The following is a 20533-nucleotide window of genomic DNA, read 5'->3' on the forward strand; positions in this document are numbered from 1 at the left end:
ATCGGCGCAGGCATCAATCCGGCCGCACACGGAAGCTCTGGACGAGCCGCCGGCTCGGGCGGATCGCCCCGCGATCGAGCGCGACCACTCGCGGCAGGGCATCGAGTCGGCCGCGCGCGGGGAGATCTTGGGCACGGCGGCCTTCGTTCGGCTCGCCGCCCAGCGGTAGCGGCCGCAGCTCGGAGTCAGGCGTCCGCAACGCTCCGGTCGCATCGCGGCCGCGAGTTCGGGTTGCTCGGTTCGCCCAGGCTCCGGTCGCGGCATCGCACCCTCGCATGGGACGGTCGGGTAGCCCATTGGCCGTGTCGCCGACGCGGGCCGAGCTGCCGAGCGTCGGGGTGCGGTCAGCGGTGGTGGCCGCCGGAATGGGCGGGTGGGGAAACCGGCGCGAATTCGCGGGTGAACTCGGCCTTGTGCACCGAACCGCCGTGGGCGAACTCGAAATACAACCGGTAGGGGCCCGGCGTCGGCGGCTCGACGTGGAAGGCGACCTCCGGTCCCGGGCTCGTCCGGCCGACTTCGCCGTGCGGATGTGCGTGCAGGTAGGCGAGCGACGGCGAGTGCAGGCCGACCAGGTGCGCGTAGGCGCCGAGGTACGGCTCGAGATCGGTGACGGGGCGGCCGTCGCGGGTCACGGTGAACCGCAGGTCGGCGGGGTCGCCCTGCAACCGGACCTGATAACCGTCGACGGAAGCCGTGTCGGCGGTGGGCGCCAGCGGGCGGGTCGGCGCGTCACCGGCGACCGTGACCGTGCCGCTCAGCACCAAGTCCTCCGCTCCGTCGCCCGGCGCGAAGTCGGCGAACACCCGATAGGTGCCGGGCGCGGCCCAAGTCCAGTCGACGGACCAGGTGCCGTCGGCCGCCATCGCCGGGTGCGCGTGCCGGTACTCGGCGGCGTCCGTGCGGGCGACGATCAGATGCAGCGGCTTCTCGTGCCGGATGGCGAACCGGGTGACCGGCGCTCCGTCGGGGCCGATGATACGAAAACGCAGGGGACCGGCGCGGTTCGGCGATTCGGGCGCGCTCAGGTCGGCCAGGGTGTAGCCGGAGTCGGAGCCCGACAACCCGGTCGACCGGTGCGACTCCTCGCGGCCGGTCACGCTGAACTCGGGGCCGCGCCCGCCCGGATCGCCCACCAGGGCGCCGATGCCGAGCGCGGCTCCGAGCAGCACGACGAGTCCGCCACCGAACGCGGCGAACCGCAGCCGATCACGCATCAGACGGCGACCTCGTACCCCGCCTCGTCCACGGCGGCGACCACGTCGGCCTCGGCGAGCGGCGCGGCGCTGTCCACCCGAACGGCCCCGGTCGCCAGGTCGACGTCGACGCTGGTGACCCCGTCGATCTTGCCGATCTCCGTCTTGACCGAGCTGACGCAGTGCCCGCAGGTCATTCCCTTGACGGTGTAAGTGGTGGTGGCCATCTCCAACTCCTTCGCTCGCTGCGATCATACGGTGCCGGGGTATCTCCGACGAATCAGAACATACCCCTATAGGGTATGCGGACGCAAGTGATCAATTCAGGCAGGCCACGCCAGCATGGCCAACTCGGCCACCCGCTCCAGCTCGTCGCGCTTCGCGCCGTCCCGCGCCGCCTGTGACATGCCTTGCAGCACGATCCCGACGTACCGAGCCAGCGCGGGCGCGTCCGTGTTCGCCGGGAGTTCGCCCGCGTCGATGTCGGCCTGGATGCGCGCGTCGAACGCCGCGATATTGCGATTGCGCAGTCCCCGAAGGAATTCGGCGACTTCCGCGTTGGTGGTGTTGGTGGCCGCGCTGATCACCAGGCATCCCGCGGGCCTGCCCGGCGCGGTGTACTCGCTCGCCGCCTCGCGCAGGATCCGTCGCGTCATCGCCGTCGCGTTCGGCTCCTCCGCGATGGCTCGCCCGATGAAGCCGCCGTAGGTGCCGCCGTAGTTCGCCACGGCCTCGGCGAAGAGCTTCGCCTTGTCGCCGAAGGCGGCGTACAGGCTCGGCGGTCCGATGCCGAGTTCCTTGGTCAGGTCACCGATCGAGGTGGCCTCGTAGCCGCGTTCCCAGAACAGGCGCACTGCCTTGTCCAGGGCCGCTTCGCGGTCGAAGGATCGCGGCCGCCCTCGGGTCGATGTGCTCATAACTTCGATTTTATAGCGATCACTAGATAATCTGCTACGGTCGGTTCTGTAGTGATCGCTAGAGAAAGGTTCTGAACCATGGGCGCACTGACGGGCAAGACGGCACTGGTGACCGGCGGCAGCCGTGGCATCGGCCGCGCCGTCGCCGAACGGCTGGCACGCGACGGCGCGCGAGTCGCCGTGCACTACAACGGAAACGAGCAAGCCGCCAAGGACACCGTCGCCGCGATCGAGACGCGGGGCGGGGACGCCTTCGCGATCCGCGCCGAACTGGGCGTGCCGGGTGACGCCGCCGCGCTGTGGGCCGCCTTCGACGCGCACGCCGACGGGCTGGACATCCTGGTGAACAACGCGGGCACCGACGGCATCCGCGAGCCGATCGGCGGCACCGACGAGGCGTCCTTCGACCGCGTCTTCGCGATCAACGCCAAGGCTCCGTTCTTCGTCACCAAACTCGGACTGGAACGGCTGCGCGACGGCGGCCGCATCGTCAACATCTCGACGGGTCTCACGCACGGCCTGCGCATGCCGGAGCTGATCGCGTACACGATGACGAAGGGGGCGATCGACTCGTTCACCGCTGTGCTGGCAAAAGAGGTCGGCGCCCGCGGCATCACGGTCAACGCCGTCGCCCCCGGCGTGATCGACACCGACATGAACGCGGGATGGCTGCGCAATCCGGAGACCGAGGCGGCGGTCGCGGCCTTCTCACCGCTGCGGCGGCTCGCGCAGCCCGCCGAAGTCGCCGATATCGTCGGCTTCCTCGCCTCCGACGACGCGCGCTGGGTGACCGGACAGTGGATCGACGCGACCGGCGGCGCGCTGCTGTGACCGAGCGGTCGCTGCCGTGCTCGGACGCGGTGTCGCTGTGCTCGGACGCCGCGCGGTGGTGATCGGATGCGGCGCGGTGGGGTAGTCGGACGCCGCGCTGTGGTAATCGGACACGACGCTCTGGTGATCGGCCGCAGCGCTGTTGTGACCGAACGGATCACGGCGGGTGAATGGCGGATATCGACCCCGGCGGTTGTCGGACCCACCCACTACGCTTGAACACCGTGTTGTCAGTTGTGCCCAGTCCCGTCACCGTGCGCGCGCCGTCGAAGGTGAATCTGCACCTCGGCGTCGGCGACCTGCGCGCGGACGGGTACCACGACCTGACCACGGTGTTCCAGGCGCTCTCGCTGAGCGACGATATCGAGCTGGCGCCCTCGGCCGCGCTGACCGTCCGGGTGACCGGCGAGGGCGCGGCCGAGGTGCCCACCGATCGCCACAATCTGGTGTGGAAGGCCGCCGTGCGCCTCGCGCATCTCGCGGGCCGGGCGCCCCTGGTGGAAATCACCATCAGCAAAGGGATTCCGGTCGCGGGCGGCATGGCGGGCGGCAGCGCGGACGCGGCCGCCGCGCTTGTCGGCCTGAACGAGCTCTGGGATATCGGCCTGTCCCGCGACGAATTGGCCTCGGTCGCCGCGGAACTCGGCAGCGACGTCCCTTTCGCGCTGCACGGCGGCACCGCGCTCGGCACCGGCCGCGGCGAACGGCTGCTTCCCGTGTTGTCCCGCAATACTTTTCACTGGGTGCTCGCGCTCGCCAAGGGTGGGCTTTCGACGCCCTCGGTCTTCGCCGAGCTGGACCGGCTCCGCGAGCACGGTGACCCGCCGCGGCTCGGCGAGCCGCAGCAGCTGATGCAGGCGCTGGCCTCCGGCGACGCGCATCAGCTCGCCCCGCTGCTCGGCAACGACCTTCAGGCCGCCGCGGTCTCACTGAAACCGGAGCTGCGGCGCACCCTGCGCGCGGGAGTCGGGGCGGGCGCGCTCGCCGGTCTGGTGTCCGGCTCCGGGCCCACCTGCGCGTTCCTGTGCGAGAGCGAAGACGCGGCCGTCGCGGTGGCCGCCGAGTTGGCGGGCGCGGGCGTCGCCCGCAGCGTCCGCACCGCGAGCGGACCGGTGCCCGGCGCGCGCATCCTCGACACGGACACCTCGGCCAAGCGCTGATCGACGCGCGCGCGGGCACGCCGCGCCGGGTGAGTAGGCTCGTACGGTCGGTAAATCACCCGGAGAGGCGGGCTAGCAGCGTCCATGTCCAACCTGATCAACCTCGAGCAGGTCTCCAAGAGCTTCGGGATCAAGCCCCTCCTGGACAACGTCTCGCTCGGCGTGCACGCGGGCGAACGCATCGGTGTCGTCGGCCTGAACGGCGGCGGCAAGACCACGTTGCTCGAGGTGCTGACCGGCATCGAGGAGCCCGACAGCGGCCGGGTCAGCAGGCTCGGCGGCTTGCGTATCGCCGTGGTGACCCAGCGGGGCACGCTGCCCGAGGGCGCGACCGTCGGCGAGGTGGTGCTCGCCGGTCTGGCCGACGACCAGATGACCGACGGCGTCGCCGAACACGAATGGGCGGCCAACCCGCGGATCCGCTCCGTCCTGGACGGCATCGGCATCCAGGGCCTCGGCATGGACACTCCGGTGACGAACCTGTCCGGCGGTGAGCGCCGCCGCGTCGCGCTGGCCGCGGCGCTGGTGCGCGAGCTCGACCTGCTGGTACTCGATGAGCCGACCAACCACCTCGACGTCGAGGGCGTGCAGTGGCTGGCCGAGCACCTGCTGAGCCGCCGCTCCGCCTTGGTTGTCGTCACCCACGACCGCTGGTTCCTCGACACCGTCGCCACCAACACCTGGGAGGTCGTCGGCGGCAAGGTCGAGAGCTACGAGGGCGGTTACGGCGACTGGATTTTCGCGCGCGCGGAACGGGCGCGGCAGGCCGACGCCAGCGAGGCGCGGCGGCGCAATCTGGCCCGCAAGGAACTGGCCTGGCTGCGGCGCGGTCCGCAGGCGCGCACCTCCAAGCCGCGCTACCGGGTGGAGGCCGCCGAGGCGCTGATCGCCGACGTGCCGCCGCCGCGCGACAGCGTGTCGCTGGCCGCGTTCGCCAGGAAGCGGCTGGGACGGGTCGTCATCGAGCTGGAGGACACCACCCTCACCACGCCGGATGGCCGCGAACTCGTGCGCGATCTGACCTGGCGCCTCGCGCCGGGGGAGCGGGTCGGCTTGGTCGGCGTCAACGGGTCAGGCAAGACCACCCTGCTTCGCGCGCTGGCCGGTGATGTCGAGCCTGCCGCGGGCAAGCGCGTCCAGGGCCAGACGGTGCAGATCGGCTGGCTGCGCCAGGAACTGGACGACCTGCCGACCGAGCTGCGCGTGCTCGAAGCGGTGCAGCAGGTCGCGCAGCGAATCATGCTGGGCGACAAGGAGATATCCGCCGGTCAGCTGGCCGAGCGGCTCGGTTTCACGCCGGCCCGCCAGCGCACCCCGGTCGGCGACCTCTCCGGCGGCGAGCGGCGCAGGCTGCAACTCACCCGCATCCTGATGTCCGAGCCCAACGTCCTGCTGCTCGACGAGCCGACCAACGACCTGGACATCGACACCCTGCAACAGCTCGAGGACCTGCTCGACAACTGGGCTGGCACCCTGGTGGTCATCAGCCACGACCGCTACCTGATCGAGCGCATCTGCGACTCCACCTGGGCGTTGTTCGGCGACGGAAAACTCACCAACCTGCCGGGTGGCATCGAGGAGTACCTGAAGAAGCGCGCCGCGCTGAGCGCACCCGCGCCCGCCCGCGCGTCCGCCGACAAGCCCGCCGCCGCGGCCACCGATTCCGCGGCCTACCGTGCGGCGCGCAAGGAACTCACCAAGCTCGAGCGCGCCATCGACAAGCTCACCGAACGCGAGGAGCGCCTGCACGCCGCCCTCGCCGACGCCGCCACCGAACCGGACAAGCTCGTCACCCTCGGCGCCGAACTCAAACAGGTCCTCGCCGAGAAGGAAACCGCCGAGGAACGCTGGCTCGAACTCGCCGAAGGCGTCTGACCGCCGCTGTCCCACACACTCTCCGCACGCCTGACATAGCCGATGCCTATGTGTCGCGTGTGCGAGCTGTGTGGTAGCCGAGCGTCCGCTCAGCTGGATTCGGCGCGGCCTTCGGTGACCACCGGAAGGCAGGTTTGTACGAAGTCGGCGCCGAAGGTGGTGAGGACGATGCTGCGGTAGTGCACCTTGGTGCCGAATCCGGAGCGCTTCAACAACTCTCGCACCGGCGACTGCGCTTCGAGCAACTGGTAGCGGTTGGGGTTGTCGACCGGTTCCTTGGCGAACTCGATCAGCCCGAGCCTGCGCAGGTTGGTCAGGTATTGCGGCACCCGGTTCGGGAAACGCAGCCCCGCATGGTCGCCGATCAGCGTCAGCCCGGACAGGTAGCGCTCCGCGCCGAGCGCCCTCGGCCGTCCGACCCGGATGTCGAGCGAGGGCTGCGGTCCGTCCACGTGCAGGAAGCGCAGGATGCGCGCCTCGTCGGGCGTCAGTTCGGCGAGCATTCCGGCGAAGGCCGGATGGATCTCGGACGCTTCGGCGTGCGTGCTCGCCGAGAGGCGTAGCAGCGCGGCGCCCTGTTCGCGCAGCGTGGGCACGGCCGGGTCGGTGCGTTCGGGTGCCGCGGGAGGCAGACCGAGCGCGCGGCGCACCGCGTCGCGGACCTCGGCTTCGGCCTCGGCGAGCACCTCGCGCGGCGGTACACCGGCGATGCTGCCCTTGACGACTGTTCCGGTGACGCCGAGTGCGGTGTCCACGGTCCACGCCGTGACCTCGGACGCGGCGGTGAACGCGACCTTGGCGACCCCACCCGCCGCGCGCACGGTCTGGCGTGGCGTCGGCACGCGCCGCCGCGCGGGCTTTTCGGTAGCGGGTTCGATCTCCGATAGCGGCCACCGGGCGAGTTCCGTCGACGGCGCGACGGACTCGGAATGCTCGGTGGCCTGGATATCGTCGGCGTCCGATCCCGCGTTGTTCTCGCCCGAGCCCGTCATACCCATGTCGTCGCCACTCCCGTTCCGAAGATCAGAATGTGAGCGTATCCGGCCAAGAGGCCCAGCGCGCCGCCATGGACGAAAAGCAACCATTCATCCTGTTTGATGGCCGAGCGCAGCATTTCCACGAAGTCGGGAGGCTCCAGAGCGGACATCTGTTTGGCGATGTAATCGTTGATCTGTTTGCCCTGCTGGAGGTTGAAGTCCGGATCGGCGAACGCGATCGGCGCGATGGACATCGCCTCGGTGGTCAGCGTCGCCTGCAACGAGTCGTACTCGCGGCTGCCGAGCATGAATTTCACCGCGGGACGCGCGGGTCCGAGCGCCCGGTCGGCGGCGGGGCGCAGGGTGTCCTCCAGCATCTGCATGGTGCGATCCGAGCGCGGACCGTTGAGCAGTTCGTCGCCGATGTTGGCCACCGTCATCACCTGACTGGACACCAGTTCGGCGTAGCCGTCGGTGATCTCGGACTGGCGCTTGATCAACAGGCCCTGCCGCCACGGGCACCACCACTTCGGGTAGGCAGGGGCGAAGATCATGTTGATGCCGATCCAGTTGACCACCCACCCGATGATCACACCGCCGATCGGCAGCACCACCCAGGTCGACCACCCGGTGACGTGCAGGACGAGCACAAGCAGCACACCCATCGGCGCGCCGAAGTAGAAGCCGAAGTTCTGCATGAACCGAAGCTCTTTGGCACCGAGCACCTGGAACAGCGTGTTGAGCAGATGCGGCCTGGCCTGGAAGTAACGGATCACCATCTGTTTGACATCGATCAGCTGGTCGATGTTCGCGCCGAGCTCCTCGGTCAGCTCGCGCAGGATCTCGGGCAGCTGCTGACGCACCCGCGCGTGCACCATGTCGCGCACCTGGCTGGGCAGGTTGTACCAGAGCTGCGGGTGCTCGCGGCGCAGGATCTCCTCGACGATGTCGGTGATCTGCGCGTCGGCGATGCTTGCCAAATGTTCGGCGAGCTTGTCGGGTTCGAGCTCGCGATAGAAATCGGCGACGCTACCGAGCTTGGCGAGCCCTTTGTCGACGGCGATGCTGGCCATTTTGTCGGCGCGGGAGGGCACGATGCCCTGCCAGCCCATCCTGCCGTCGTAACTCAGCAGCGGGAGGACCTGGATTCGCTTGGGCAGAAAAGGATAGAGCGCCCGGAGGCCGGGTACTCGGACGCCGTGAAAGGCGATGGGCTGGAACAGCATGAGCACGCCGGTCCAGTTCGTGATGTAGCCGATCACTCCTGTGAAAAGCGGAATGGTCAAAAGTTCGAGGAGGATCGTGGGGTGAACTCCGAAAACACTCTCTAACAACGACACCCTCCTGCCGAAAACCGGTGATCGCCGCCTCACCGGGACCTCAAAGTAGCACCCTGTCGGCAGCTGGACCCTATTGTGAGTTGCGGTACTGCGTCCACAACCCCGTGGGCCAGGCCACGCGGCAGTGTCTGAGACATCAGTCACAGTAATCGTTCCCAATGCCGCAATGTCTGGGTGGGGACGGGAGAATGATCTCCACCACATCCATTTCGTGAACGAAACATGCAGGGGTGCTGGCGATCGGGGTTCGACGGATGTGGTCGGCCGGGACGCGAACAGTTGGGGTTCGCTACGCCTGGAAGGCAGTCGGGCAATAATCTGTGGGCGGATTCGTTCACTTGGCGACACTTCGGAGTAGGACGTGGCAGACGAAAGGACCGGACAGGACGTGACCCGGGCCGGTTCCCGCGCGGTAGAGCGCAGCTCGGATGTCGAACAGCGGCAGATCAGCAACGAGGCGAGGCTGATCCGCGGTGTGTTCCGAGCCGCAGGCTTGGCGGCCGGTACCGCCGTGCGCGGCGGCCAGTGGGCGGTGAACACCTCCTACGAGGTCACCAAGGAGATCGCCCAGGCCGCGCTGGACGGCGAGTCCTCGGCCGAGATCGCCGAGCGGACCGGCAACGCGCTGCGTTCGATCGCGCGTAGCGCGCTCGGCGTGACCGAGGGCTCGGTGCGCGAAATCGTCAGTTACGTACCAACTCCCACGAACGGGCCGCAGCAGGCCATCGCGGTGGGTTCGTACCTGCGCTCGGCGACCACCGAGGAATTGCGCCGTCGCGGCGACGCGCTGCTCGCGCGTTCGGCCGACGTCTACTTCACCGAGGACGTGCACCCGGCCTACGACCGCATCCTCGACGAACTGGCTCCCGATGAGGCGCGCATCCTGCGCTTCATGTCGCTGAACGGGCCGCAGCCCGCGGTGGACGTGCGCACCAACCGTCCGCTCGGCATCGGGTCCGAGCTCGTCCAGGGCGACCTGACCTCGGTGCCGGAGCAGGCAGGCGTGCGCTATCCGGACCGGGCGCGGTCCTACCTGATCAACCTCAACCGGCTCGGCCTGACGCTGACCTCCGACGATCCGGTGGTGCTCAGCCGCTACATGGTGCTCGAGGTGCAGCCGGTGGTCGAGGCCGCGCTGAAGAAGGCCGGTCGCGCGCCGAAAATCGTGCGCAAGAGCCTGCGGCTGACCGAATTCGGCGAGGATTTCTGCCGCACCTGCTTTACGATCGGTAGTTGATCTTCCCGGGCGGCGGGCCCGTCCGTTGATAGCAATCTGATACAGATCTCCCAAACCGTGAAGCTCGGCGGCTTCGGATGGGATTGTTGAGGTATGGATCAGGGAAGCGGCGAGCAGGGGCGCGGCGACTCGACCGTCGACGCGGCCGAAGAGCCTGCGGAGCGCACGGAGGACACCGCCGAGCGCGCCGAGCCGCGCAACGGCGCTCCAACGGAGGAGGGCGACCTCCTCGATCCGCGGCGCGTCATCCGGCCGCCCGCCGAGCGGCCGGGCATGGACGACGTCGCGGCCATCAGCCGCCTGAAGTTCCGCTATCTGCGCGCGCTGGACACCAAGTCCTGGGAAGAATTCGCCGACACCATGATTCCCGAGGCCACCGCGACCTACAGCGAGTATCTCCAGTTCGAGTCGCGCGACGCCTTCCTCGCCTTCATGCGCAACACGCTCGGCCCGCACGTCATCACCGAGCACCGCTGCGACCATCCCGAGGTCGACGTGGACGGCGACACGGCAACGGGCACTTGGTATCTCGCTGACACCGTGCTGATTCCGGCGCACAACATGCTGCTGCGCGGCGCGGCCTTCTACACCGATCGCTACGTGCGCTGCGACGACGGCCACTGGCGGATCGCGCACACGGGGTACGAGCGCACCTACGAGGTGGTCGTCTCGCTGAGCGACCTGCCGAGCCTGCGCCTGACCTCCAGCCGCTGGGGTCTGATCGCCAGGGAGGACGGCATCGCGCCGGTGGAGCGCGACCCGGGCAGCGCGCCGCCACGGGAGCCCGAAGCCGAATGACGGCGGGTTCGGTGCGGACGACCGAAGCGGAGTTCGAACGCATGGTCGCCCCCTTGCGCGCGGAACTGCACGTGCACTGCTACCGCATGCTCGGTTCGGTGCACGACGCCGACGACGCGGTGCAGGAATCGCTGGTGCGAGCCTGGCGCAACCTCGACAAGCTGACCGACCCCACCGGACTGCGGCCCTGGCTCTACCGGATCGCGACCAACCGCTGCCTGACCCTGCTCGAGACACGCCGCCGCCGCGAACTGCCGGTGGACCTCGGCCCCGGCGCGCCGCTGACCGATATCGCCTGGCTGGAGCCCTATCCCGATGCCGATGTGCGCGGCAGGGCGCCCGAGGCCAGGTACGAGGCGCGCGAGGCGGTGGAGCTCGCGTTCGTCGCCGCGCTGCAATATCTGCCCGGGCTCCAGCGGGCCGCGCTGGTGTTGCGCGACGTGCTCGGTTTCTCGGCTCGCGAGACCGCCGAACTGCTGGAGATCAGCGTGGCGTCGGCCAACAGCGCGTTGCAGCGCGCACGGGCCGGCGTCGAGGCGCGGCTGCCCGCGCAGTCCCAGCAGCGCGCGCTGCACACCATGACCGACCACGAGATCCGCGACCTGGCGGGGCAGTACGCCGCCGCGTGGGAGTCGGGCGACGTGACGGCGATCGTCGCGCTGCTCAGCGCGGACGCGAAGTACTCGATGCCGCCGCTGCCCGAGTGGTATGCCGGGCAGCCCGCCATCCGCGAGTTCCTGCTCGGTGGTCCGCTGCGGTACCGCTGGCGATTTCTGCTCGCCTCGGCCAACGGTCAGCTCGCGTTCGGCACCTATCTCTGGGACGACGAGCGCGCGGTGTGCGCGGCGATGGCGGTCGACGTGGTCGCGGTGCGCGATGGCCGGATCGCGGAGGTGGTCTCGTTCCTCGAGCCCGCGCTCTTTCCATCGTTCGGTCTGCCCGTCGACCTCCCCGCCTGAATTTTTCGACGCACCGATGAGTTCGGGGCACGGCCCGGGTTGTACGTGCGACGGGATGGACCCGCACGCCGCCGCACCCGGCGGCCGTATCGAAGGGAATGCCGACCATGAACGACGAAGCGCGGATCCGCGAGCTGATCGAACGATGGGCCGCCGCCGTGCGCGCGGGCGATCTCGCCGGAGTGCTCGCCGACCACGCCGACGACATCGTCATGTACGACGTGCCGCCGCCGAACGAGGGCGTCCGCGGCCTCGAGGCGTACCGGGAGACCTGGCCGCCGTTCTTCCGCTGGCTCGCCGAGGGCGCGGTGTTCGAGATCGTGTCGTTGGACGTCACCGCGGGCAGCGACGTGGCGTTCGCGTACGCGCTGCTGCGTTGCGGCAAGCCCGAGGAGTTCCGCGTCGACCCGGACAACCGGTTGCGGCTGACCATCGGACTGCGCAAGGCCGACGGCCGCTGGCGGGTCACCCACGAACACCATTCGTTCCCGCTGCCGATCTCCGCTCCGGACGCCTCGGAAACCCCTGCACCGCAAGGGCTCTCCGCGCCGATGGACGCCGAAGCCGGGTCGGCAGGTTCGATCTGACGCCGGCTTCGCGCCGTCAGTTGTCGGCGGCGGCGACCAGCGGTTCCAGCGTCAGCTTGGGGTGTTCCTTCTCGATGTACTGCAACCGCCACTTGTCGCTGAACAGCGCGAGCAGCGCGCCGTCGCTGCGGGTGAACACCTCGACGCCGCGCTGGCGGCCGAGTTCCTCCGCCGAGGCGGCGTCGGTGCGCCTGGCCAGCGAGTAGCCGAGGTGCTCCATGTTCGTCTCGACGTTGAACTCCGCGAGCATGCGCGCGGTGACCACCTCGAACTGCATCGGGCCGACGGCAGCGAGCACCGGGGCGGCGTCACCGCGGATGTCGTTGCGCAGCACCTGCACCACGCCCTCGGAATCGAGCTGGTCGATGGCCTTGCGGAACTGCTTGTACTTGCCCGCGGTCCGCGCGCGCAGCACCGCGAAGTGTTCCGGCGCGAAGGACGGGATCGGCGGGAACTCCACCTTCTTGTCCACGTACAGGGTGTGGCCGGGCGCCAATGCCGTCGCGTTCACCAGGCCGACCACGTCGCCCGGGTAGGCGGTGTCGACGGTGGCGCGCTCGCGGCCGAACACGGTCAGCGCGTACTTGGTGGCGAACGGCCGTCCGGTCTGCGCGTGCGTCACGACCATGCCGCGCTCGAACTCGCCCGACACGATCCGCATGAACGCGAGCCGGTCCCGGTGCGCGGTGTCCATGCCAGCCTGCACCTTGAACACCACGGCGCTGAACGGGTCGGTGGTGTTGCGCGGCGTACCGTCCACGGCCTTGCGCGCGCCGGGCGCGGGTGCCAGCGCCACCAGCGTCTCCAGCAGCTGGCGCACGCCGAAGTTCAGCATCGCCGAGGCATAGATGACCGGCGAGGTCTGTCCGGCGAGGAACAACTCCTGGTCGTGGTCCTGCCCGGTCGCCGAGAGCAGTTCGCTCTCCTCGACCGCCGTCGTCCACGCCTCGCCCTCGCGGACATCGGCCGACTCCGGGGTGATCGACTCTTCCGGCGCGATCGTCGCGCCGCCAGCGGTGCGGGTGAAGTGGATGTATTCGAGCGCCTCGCCGTCGGCGCCGCGGCGCAGCAGGCCGCGGAAATCGCCCGCGATGCCGACCGGAAGGAACAGCGGCGTCGGGGTCAGTCCGATGCGCTCCTCGATCTCGTCGAGCAGCTCGAGCGGCGCGCGGCCTGGCCGGTCCCACTTGTTGATCACGGTGATCACCGGGATACCGCGGTGGCGGCAGACCTGGAACAGCTTCAGCGTCTGCGGCTCGAGGCCCTTGGCTGCGTCGATGAGCATCACGGCCGCGTCAACGGCCGTGAGCACCCGGTAGGTGTCCTCGGAGAAATCGGAGTGGCCGGGGGTGTCGACGAGGTTGATGACGCTGTCGACCTCGGAGCCCGCGGCCCGGTAGTTGAACTGCAACGCGGTGGAGCTGACCGAGATGCCGCGCGCCTTCTCCATCTCCATCCAGTCGGAGACCGTCGACTTGCGGCCCGCCTTGCCGTGGATCGCGCCCGCCTCGGAGATCATCCTGGCGTGCAGCGCCAGCGCTTCGGTGAGCGTCGACTTGCCCGCGTCCGGGTGGGAGATCACTGCGAAAGTGCGGCGCCGGGCGACCTCGGCGGGCAGTCCGCGCGGGGTGGGCGCGACGACGTCCTCAGGGGCGGTCAACGTGAGCAACCTTTCGCAGGTTCGGCGATAGACAACCGGTCCAGATTACGCGACCACGGTGACGCGCCGCCGAACCGCTTCTGACCACCCGATTCATCTGCCGCGCGTGCGCTGGGGTATGGTGTTCGGGTTGTCTCGGCGAGGGTGTCCGCAGACGTTTTTGCGACACCGTGATCGACGCGGCGCGGCTTCCGGCCGTCCTCGTTCGGTCTTCGCCCCGACGAGTAGACCAGAACCCCAGCCCAGGGCGCCACCCTCCCTGGCGGGCACCTTTGACAGCCCGGAAGAGCCGTAGGAGTAGATCCAGTCATGTCCGACGTCAACCTTCTCGAAGCCGCCGTACGCACCGAGTTCGGCAAGGGAGCCGCGCGTCGCACCCGTCGTGCGGGCAACGTCCCCGCCGTGCTGTACGGCCACCAGGCCGACCCGCAGCACCTCGCCCTCAACGCCCAGGCCTTCGCCGCCATCCTGCGCGAGCACGGCACCAACGCGGTGCTGAACCTCGTCATCGACGGCAAGAAGCAGCTGGCGCTGACCAAATCCGTTGTGGTGCACCCGATTCGCCGCTACATCGAGCACGCCGACCTGCTCATCGTCAAGCGTGGCGAGAAGGTCACCGCCGATGTCACCGTGACCGTCACCGGTGACGCCGCCGCGGGCACCCTGGTCACCCAGGAAGCCACCACCATCTCCATCGAGGCCGAGGCGCTGAACCTGCCCGAGACCATCGAGGTCTCCGTCGAGGGCGTCGAGGCGGGCACCCAGATCACCGCGGGCGAGCTTCAGCTGCCCTCCGGTGTCTCCCTGGCCGCCGACGCCGAGACCCTGGTCGTCAACGTGATCGCCGCGCCGGCCGCCGAGCCGGAGGCAGGCGAGGCCGAAGCCGCCGAGGCCGAGAGCGCCGAGTAAGGACGCCCGGAACCGGTTCGTAGATGACCGAATCCACGACCGGGCCCGCGCTCGTCGTCGGACTTGGCAACCCAGGTCCGGAGTACGAGCGCACCCGGCACAATGTCGGTTTCCTGGTCGCCGACGTGCTCGCCGAGCGCGTCGGCGGCCGTTTCGCCGTGCACAAGAAGTCCGGAGCCGACCTGCTGCAAGCCCGCCTCGACGGGCGCCAGGTCCTGATCGCCAAGCCGCGGTCCTACATGAATCTCTCCGGCAGGCCGGTGGCCGCGCTCGCCAGATTCTTCTCCGTGCCGCCCACCGAGGTGATCGTCGTGCACGACGAACTGGATCTGCCCTTCGGCGCGGTCAAGCTCAAGCGCGGCGGCGGGGAGGGCGGCCACAACGGCCTCCGATCCATCTCCAGCGCGCTGACCACCAAGGACTACGTGCGCACCCGGATCGGCATCGGGCGTCCGCCGGGCAGGCAGGACCCGGCCGATTTCGTGCTCAAGCCGTTCTCGACGCCCGAGCGCAAGGAAGTGCCGGTGATCGTCGAGCAGGCCGCCGACGCGGTGGAGCTGCTGCTGCGCGTCGGGCTGGAGACCGCGCAGAACCAATTGCACTGAGGCGCGGAGTATCTCGACTAGTTCAGTGCAGGTGGGCCGCGGTGGCGGAGCGGCGCAGTTTGCCCGACGAGGTCTTCGGCAGGGCGCCGGGGCCGAGCACGGCCACCGTGCGCGGGCGGACGCCGACCTCGGAGAAGACCGCGTGCACGATGTCGTGCTCGATGCGCTTGACCTCGACCGGGTTCTGATGGTCGTTGGATTCCACTACCACGGCGAAGCTTTCGCGCTTCTGCCCCGCGTCCAGCCGGACCGCGACCGCGTTGCCCGGTCGCACACCAGGTACACGCATGGCGGCGCGCTCGATGTCGGTCGGGAAGATGTTGCGGCCGCCCATGATGATGACGTCCTTCTTGCGGCCGCAGACCACCACCAGGCCGTCTTCGGTGAAGTAGCCGATGTCGCCGGTGTCGAGCCAGCCGTCCGCGTCCTGGGCCGGGCGGAAGCCGTCGACCGTCACGTAGCCGGAAGTGACCGCGGGACCGCGTAATTCGATGACGCCGACCGAGCGGGTCGGCAGCGGTTCGCGTTCGGCGTCCACCACCCGGCCCTCCAGGTGATCGACCAGGTAGCCCAGGGTCGGCAGGCGACGCACGTTTGCGTGATTGATGTGCTGGTCCGGCACCGGCACCGCCTTGCCGAGCGCTTCGAGCAGATCGGCGTCGATGACGTCGACCACCTGGCCGAGACCCGGGTCCGGGACCGAAACGGCCAGCGTCGTCTCGGCCATGCCGTAGACCGGGGTGAGCGCCATCGGATTGAGCCCGAAGCGTTTTCCGGCCTCGGCCAGCGCGTCCATGGTGTCGGGGTCCACCGGCTCCGCGCCGTTCCACATGTACCGGACGCTGCTCAGGTCGAGCGCGCCGTCGTCGGCCTGCCGCAACCTGCGGGCCAGCAGGGAGTACGCGAAATTCGGTGCGGCCGTGACGGTTCCGCGATACTTGTCGATCAGCTCGGCCCACAGCAGCGGTCGTTGCAAGAAGTCGAGCGGCGTCACGCACACCACCTCGGCACCGAATTGCATGGGGACGCTGAGGAATCCGACCATGCCCATGTCGTGGAACAGCGGCAGCCAGCTGATCATCACGTCGCTGTCGAGCTGGAACTTCACCCGATCGAACATCGCGTAGGCGTTGACGTAGAAGTTGCCGTGCGTGATCCGCACCGCCTTCGGCGAACCGGTGGAGCCGGAGGTCAACTGCTGGAGGGCCACATCGGATTCGGTGGTCGGCACCGGGTCGGTCTCTGGCCCCTCCGCTAACTGGTCGATGCGCACGACGGTGATGCCGCGCTCGCGCAGCAGCGGTTCCGCCGCCTCGAACGGCGCGCCGAGCACCACCGCGCGCGCCTCGATCATGCCGAGCACGGTCTCGGTGTCGCGGGCCCACACCATGAGGTCGGTGCGCGGCGTCGGCTGGTGCAACATGGTGATGGACGCGCCGCGCATCCAGATCGCCTGGCACGCCGGTGCGATGTCGACCGGCATGCCGGCGAGCACGCCGACCGCGTCGCCGTGGTCGATGCCCGCCTCCGCGAGTCCGCCCGCCATCCGGCGCGCGATTTTGTGGATCTCACTCCAGGTCTGCCGCAGCGGGGCGCCCGGCTCCCCGGTCACCAGGCCGCGGCCGGACGACCGCCCCGTCTCGTACATCTCGTCGGTGAACCTGCTCATTTGTCGGTCTCCTCGTCACAGCTCGACCGAGCATCCGGCCTCCTCCCACTATCCCGCCGAATCGCCGCGACGTTAACCCCTCGCCGGGGTCGCCCAAAGAGGGCCGGGCTACGGACGTGCCCGACTTGTCGGCGTCCCCACCAGGGCGCGGCAGGGTCGGCGTCGCGCTGATCGCCGGATAGGCCCGCCCACGCGCACGATGACCGCGTGCACTGCCGCCGGTCGACGGGAACGTGGCCGCATAGGAGTCGACGTAGGGCCGACCGGATCGCCGCGCGAGCTCCCGCATCAGCGCCTCGGTCTCGATCCGCGCGTCGTCCACGCCTCGGCGGGCGGGTAGGAGCGCGGCCCGCCGGTCCGGTCGACCGACACCTGGCCCGCGGCGGAGAAGAGCCGCCTTACACGGCCTCGCGACGGTCCGCGCGAAGCAAATCCCACCCTCATCGCACCGACCTCCGACGACCGCACGCTCGTCGACGAAATCCTCGAATCACACCTGCGCTGAACACTTTTCCGCCCGCGCGGCGAGTCGTCGCACGGCACGCCGACGGGTGCGGGTTCTGTCGGTCGCCGCCGGTACTGTGCCGCGCATGCCGTCGCAGCAGCACGAGCTACTCATCGATCTGTTCCGTACGCAGCCGGACATGATTCCGCCATTGTTGACAGCGCTCGGCTGCCAGCTACCCGAGTTCGACAAAGTCGAGAACCTGTCCGGAGATCTGCCGATTCTCGCGCCGACCGAGTACCACGCGGATTCGGTCGCGGTGCTGCACGCCGCGGATGGACCCGTGCTCGCGGTGGTCGTCGAGGTTCAACTGCGCCCCGATCCGGACAAGCGATGGTCGTGGCCGGTGTACGTCGCCGCGCTGCGGGCGCGGTGGAAGTGCCCGACCGTGCTGATGGTGCTGTGTCCCGACCAGAGGACGGCGCGGTGGGCGGCCGAGCCGATAGATTTCGGTTACGGCCACCCCTATGCCCGCCTCGGGCCGCTGGTGCTCGATCCTTCCGCTGTTCCGGTTGTCACCGAACTCGATACCGCCAAGGAGCTGCCAGAACTCGCTGTGCTGTCGGCCGTGGCGCACCCGGCGCATCCGGACAACACCAAGGTGTTCGCGGCCGCGTTGGCGGCGCTCAGGACCTTCGATGGGGATCGGTCCAAGCTGTATTATGACTTCATCCTGAAGAGGCTGCCGCGAGCCGCCCGAGCCGTTTGGGAGACGCTGATGACCGCCACGCTCCACAATTACGAGTACCAGAGCGACTTCGCGCGCCGGTATTACGCGGACGGTCAGAAGAAGGGGGAAGTACGCGCTCTGCTGACAGTGCTGGAAGCTCGCGGCATCCCCGTGTCCGACGAGGTTCGCGAGCGCATCACGGAGTGCACGGATACCGACCTGTTGGCCGAGTGGGTGCGCCGAGCGGTGACGGTCGCGACGGCCGAGGAACTGTTCGCGGAGTGACACGCCCCGAGCATTCGGAGTGGGTATCGGTGGCTAGCGGCGGGGTGGGAACGGGATGCGCGCGAGGTCCTCGGCGATGAAAAGGTCTCCGGTGAAGTACTTCTCGGCTTCGGCGCGGTGGGCGTCGAGGGTGCGGTAGCGCTGGGAGAAGTGGGTGAGGACGAGGGTGTGGGCGCCTGCTTCGGCGGCGACGCGGGCGGCTTGGCCCGCGGTGAGGTGGCCGTATTCCTCGGCGAGGTGGGCGTCGGCGTCGAGGAAGGTCGCCTCGATCACGAGAACGTCCACGCCGGAAGCCAATTCGTAGACGCCGTCGCACAGCCGGGTGTCCATGACGAAGGCGAAGCTCTGCCCGGGCCTGGGTTCGCTGACGTCGGCCAAAGTGACTGGGACGCCGTTGATGTCGACAACGCCCTCGCGTTGCAGTCGGCCGATATCGGGCCCGCGCACCCCGCGGGCGCGCAAGAGTTCCGGCAGCATCCGATGACCGGAAGGCTCGGTCAGCCGGTAGCCGAACGCCTCGACCGGATGCGACAGCGGCACCGCTTCGATCCCGAACGGCGCGTCGGGCGCGGGCAACGCACCGGGTCCCGCGATCGGCCGCGCCCGTAACTCGACGGTCCGGTAGAACGCCGTCGCGTTGCACAACCGCTCGAAATACACCTCGCCGGACGCCGGGTAGTACACGTCCACCGGGTGCGCGACCCGATCCAGATTGATCCGCTGCACGATGCCTGGCAGCCCGAGGCAGTGATCGCCGTGGAAGTGCGTGATCGCGATCCGCGTGATGTCGCCCGCCGCCAGCCCGGCGAACGCCATCTGCCGCTGGGTCCCCTCGCCGGGATCGAACAGCACACCCTCCGCACCCCAACGCAGCAGATAACCGTTGTGGTTGCGGTGCTTGGTCGGCACCTGGCTCGCGGTGCCGAGGACGACGAGCTCGCGCTGCGACATCAGAGGGCGGCGACGGCGGCCACGAACCGGTCCAGTTCGTCGAAGGAGACGAAGCAGTGCGGCGACGCGCGCACCACCGCGTCCAGCCCGCGCGCGGTCATGTCCAACAGGGTGGAGCTCGCGAAACTGACCGTCACCGTGATGTTCTGGGCCGCGAGCCGATCGCGCACCTCGGCGGCCGCGACCCCGTCGACCGTGAACGAGACGATGCCGCTGTGCCGAACACCGTTGTCGCGCACGGTGACTCCGTCGATCTCGGGCAGTGCCTTGCGCAGATACTCCGCCCGCGCGCCGATCGCCGCGTAGACATCCTCCGGCCCGAGGTCGAGCAGGTACCGAACGGCCGCGCCGAGCCCGAGCCGGGCGGCCACGTCGCACTCCCAGAACTCGAAGCGGCTGGCGTCCCGCGCGAGCCGGTACTCCTCGGGGCCGGTCCACTCGGCGCTGTGCAGATCGAGCCGCTGCGGCTCCATCGTGGCGGCCAATTCCGGTCGCACATAGAGGAATCCGGTGCCGCGCGGCCCGCGCAGCCACTTGCGCCCGGTGACCGAGAGCGCGTCGACGCCGAGCTCGGCCACGTCGATCGGGATCTGCCCTGCCGACTGGCAGGCGTCGAGCAACACCAGCGCGCCCACCGAGTGCGCGATCCGGGTCGCCTCGGCCGCCGGATTCACCAGCCCGCCATTGGTCGGCGCGTGCAGCACCGACACCAGCTTGACCCGCTCGTCGACCAGCTCGGCCATCGCGTCCAGATCCAGCTGCCCGCTGCCGTCGCTGGGAATCTGCTCGACGCTCGCGCCGACCGCGCGGGCCCGCTGGATCGCCGCGATGGCGTTGCTCGCGTAGTCCGAACCGGAGATGAGCACGCGATCGCCCGGTCCGAGCGGGACGGAGTAGAAGAAGTCGGCCCAGGAGCGCGTCGCGCTGTCGCTGAGGGCGATGGCGCTCGGGTCGGCGTTGATCAGCGCGCCGATCGCGGTCTTGACCGCGGCGAGGTCGTCGAGGCGTTCGTTGGCGGCGCGGTAGCCGCCGATCTCGGCTTCCCTGCGCAGGTGGTCGACGACGGTGTCCAGGACGATCCGGGGCGGGAGCGAGGAACCCGCGCTGTCGAGGAAGACCAGCCCGGCATCGGGCCGGCAGCCCGGCGTGTCTTCGCGTACCCGTGTCTCGTCCAACATGCCGACGACATTATCGGTACCGGAACTCCCCGCGCAGGCGCTCGGCAGCGCCCCAGGTAGGACCGTCTGTTCGGCTGCTGGACGGTTTCTTGTCGGTATCCCTGGCTACCCTGGTCTGAACGGAACCACGGTGAGAGCGCGTTCGGATCTGTGTTCGAGCGCGGACGACAGCGACACGAACAACGATCATGGCGTTCGGACGGATGTCCGGCCCCGCGCAGGAA

At 69.2% G+C, this 20533-nt stretch carries 18 protein-coding genes and 1 pseudogene; 10 read left to right on the forward strand and 9 right to left on the reverse strand.

The window, feature by feature from the left end; translation table 11 throughout:
* Window positions 1-344: 344 nt before the first annotated feature.
* From NAM01S_RS13200 to NAM01S_RS13210, 3 genes are all read right to left on the reverse strand, one after another.
* The gene (locus NAM01S_RS13200) at window positions 345-1217 is read right to left on the reverse strand and encodes a DUF8832 domain-containing protein (RefSeq protein ID WP_067784431.1); all 873 of its coding nucleotides are present in this window, start codon (window positions 1215-1217) and stop codon (window positions 345-347) included.
* Window positions 1217-1423, reverse strand: a complete 207-nt coding sequence (locus NAM01S_RS13205) for a heavy-metal-associated domain-containing protein (protein WP_067784434.1) — start codon at window positions 1421-1423, stop codon at window positions 1217-1219. The genes NAM01S_RS13200 and NAM01S_RS13205 overlap by 1 nt, the downstream gene beginning before the upstream one ends.
* A 96-nt stretch (window positions 1424-1519) precedes the next feature.
* Window positions 1520-2113, reverse strand: coding sequence for a TetR/AcrR family transcriptional regulator (locus tag NAM01S_RS13210; protein WP_067784437.1), 594 nt, complete (start codon window positions 2111-2113; stop codon window positions 1520-1522).
* 78 nt (window positions 2114-2191) lie between these two features.
* Between NAM01S_RS13210 and NAM01S_RS13215 the strand changes: the two genes are divergently transcribed.
* The 3 genes from NAM01S_RS13215 (at window position 2192) to NAM01S_RS13225 (ending at window position 5979) form a co-directional block, all read left to right on the forward strand.
* Entirely contained in the window at window positions 2192-2944 is a 753-nt protein-coding gene (locus NAM01S_RS13215) for an SDR family oxidoreductase (protein WP_067784440.1), read from the forward strand.
* 224 nt (window positions 2945-3168) lie between these two features.
* Entirely contained in the window at window positions 3169-4104 is a 936-nt protein-coding gene (locus tag NAM01S_RS13220) for a 4-(cytidine 5'-diphospho)-2-C-methyl-D-erythritol kinase (protein ID WP_067784818.1), read from the forward strand.
* An 84-nt stretch (window positions 4105-4188) separates the two neighbouring features.
* Complete coding sequence (locus NAM01S_RS13225) at window positions 4189-5979, forward strand: ABC-F family ATP-binding cassette domain-containing protein (protein WP_067784443.1); 1791 nt, start codon at window positions 4189-4191, stop codon at window positions 5977-5979.
* An 89-nt stretch (window positions 5980-6068) separates the two neighbouring features.
* On the opposite strand, the gene NAM01S_RS13230 is transcribed toward NAM01S_RS13225, so the two are convergent.
* Together NAM01S_RS13230 and NAM01S_RS13235 are read right to left on the reverse strand one after the other, a co-directional pair.
* The gene (locus NAM01S_RS13230) at window positions 6069-6971 is read right to left on the reverse strand and encodes an Abi-alpha family protein (RefSeq protein ID WP_255284309.1); all 903 of its coding nucleotides are present in this window, start codon (window positions 6969-6971) and stop codon (window positions 6069-6071) included.
* A complete protein-coding gene (locus NAM01S_RS13235) occupies window positions 6968-8242 on the reverse strand; it encodes a DUF445 domain-containing protein (protein WP_253798418.1) in 1275 nt (424 codons plus the stop codon). The genes NAM01S_RS13230 and NAM01S_RS13235 overlap by 4 nt, the downstream gene beginning before the upstream one ends.
* Window positions 8243-8657: 415 nt before the next feature.
* Here NAM01S_RS13235 and NAM01S_RS36565 point away from each other — a divergent pair, with 415 nt between their 5' ends.
* The 4 genes and pseudogenes from NAM01S_RS36565 to NAM01S_RS13255 form a co-directional block, all read left to right on the forward strand.
* On the forward strand, window positions 8658-9533 hold the full coding sequence (locus NAM01S_RS36565) for an Abi-alpha family protein (protein ID WP_084482907.1): 876 nt from the start codon (window positions 8658-8660) through the stop codon (window positions 9531-9533).
* 273 nt (window positions 9534-9806) lie between these two features.
* A complete protein-coding gene (locus NAM01S_RS13245; protein ID WP_067784824.1) occupies window positions 9807-10331 on the forward strand; it encodes a nuclear transport factor 2 family protein in 525 nt (174 codons plus the stop codon).
* Window positions 10332-10342: 11 nt separating this feature from the next.
* Window positions 10343-11290, forward strand: coding sequence for an RNA polymerase subunit sigma-70 (locus NAM01S_RS13250; RefSeq protein WP_218018393.1), 948 nt, complete (start codon window positions 10343-10345; stop codon window positions 11288-11290).
* Window positions 11291-11397: 107 nt separating this feature from the next.
* Window positions 11398-11781 (forward strand): annotated as a pseudogene (locus NAM01S_RS13255) (nuclear transport factor 2 family protein); the annotation flags it as partial.
* Between the two features lie 112 nt (window positions 11782-11893).
* On the opposite strand, the gene NAM01S_RS13260 reads toward NAM01S_RS13255, so the two are convergent.
* Window positions 11894-13537, reverse strand: a complete 1644-nt coding sequence (locus tag NAM01S_RS13260) for a peptide chain release factor 3 (RefSeq protein ID WP_157107726.1) — start codon at window positions 13535-13537, stop codon at window positions 11894-11896.
* A 309-nt stretch (window positions 13538-13846) separates the two neighbouring features.
* Between NAM01S_RS13260 and NAM01S_RS13265 the strand changes: the two genes are divergently transcribed.
* Both NAM01S_RS13265 and pth read left to right on the forward strand, forming a co-directional pair.
* Complete coding sequence (locus NAM01S_RS13265; RefSeq protein WP_067784456.1) at window positions 13847-14446, forward strand: 50S ribosomal protein L25/general stress protein Ctc; 600 nt, start codon at window positions 13847-13849, stop codon at window positions 14444-14446.
* 23 nt (window positions 14447-14469) lie between these two features.
* Window positions 14470-15051 carry an aminoacyl-tRNA hydrolase gene (gene pth, locus NAM01S_RS13270; protein WP_067784459.1) on the forward strand — a complete coding sequence of 194 codons (582 nt, stop codon included), beginning with the start codon at window positions 14470-14472 and terminating at the stop codon, window positions 15049-15051.
* 22 nt (window positions 15052-15073) lie between these two features.
* Here pth and NAM01S_RS13275 read toward each other — a convergent pair whose 3' ends face one another.
* On the reverse strand, window positions 15074-16720 hold the full coding sequence (locus tag NAM01S_RS13275) for a fatty acyl-AMP ligase (protein ID WP_067784462.1): 1647 nt from the start codon (window positions 16718-16720) through the stop codon (window positions 15074-15076).
* Window positions 16721-17310: 590 nt separating this feature from the next.
* Between NAM01S_RS13275 and NAM01S_RS13280 the strand changes: the two genes are divergently transcribed.
* A complete protein-coding gene (locus NAM01S_RS13280; protein WP_067784827.1) occupies window positions 17311-18180 on the forward strand; it encodes a hypothetical protein in 870 nt (289 codons plus the stop codon).
* Window positions 18181-18213: 33 nt separating this feature from the next.
* On the opposite strand, the gene NAM01S_RS13285 is transcribed toward NAM01S_RS13280, so the two are convergent.
* Together NAM01S_RS13285 and NAM01S_RS13290 are read right to left on the reverse strand one after the other, a co-directional pair.
* Window positions 18214-19131 carry a ribonuclease Z gene (locus tag NAM01S_RS13285; protein ID WP_067784465.1) on the reverse strand — a complete coding sequence of 306 codons (918 nt, stop codon included), beginning with the start codon at window positions 19129-19131 and terminating at the stop codon, window positions 18214-18216.
* The gene (locus NAM01S_RS13290; RefSeq protein WP_067784468.1) at window positions 19131-20309 is read right to left on the reverse strand and encodes an aminotransferase class V-fold PLP-dependent enzyme; all 1179 of its coding nucleotides are present in this window, start codon (window positions 20307-20309) and stop codon (window positions 19131-19133) included. The genes NAM01S_RS13285 and NAM01S_RS13290 overlap by 1 nt, the downstream gene beginning before the upstream one ends.
* Window positions 20310-20533: the final 224 nt, after the last annotated feature.

Origin of the sequence: Nocardia amikacinitolerans NBRC 108937 (assembly GCF_001612615.1) — a bacterium.
In the GTDB taxonomy this organism is placed as follows: Bacteria; Actinomycetota; Actinomycetes; order Mycobacteriales; family Mycobacteriaceae; genus Nocardia; species Nocardia amikacinitolerans.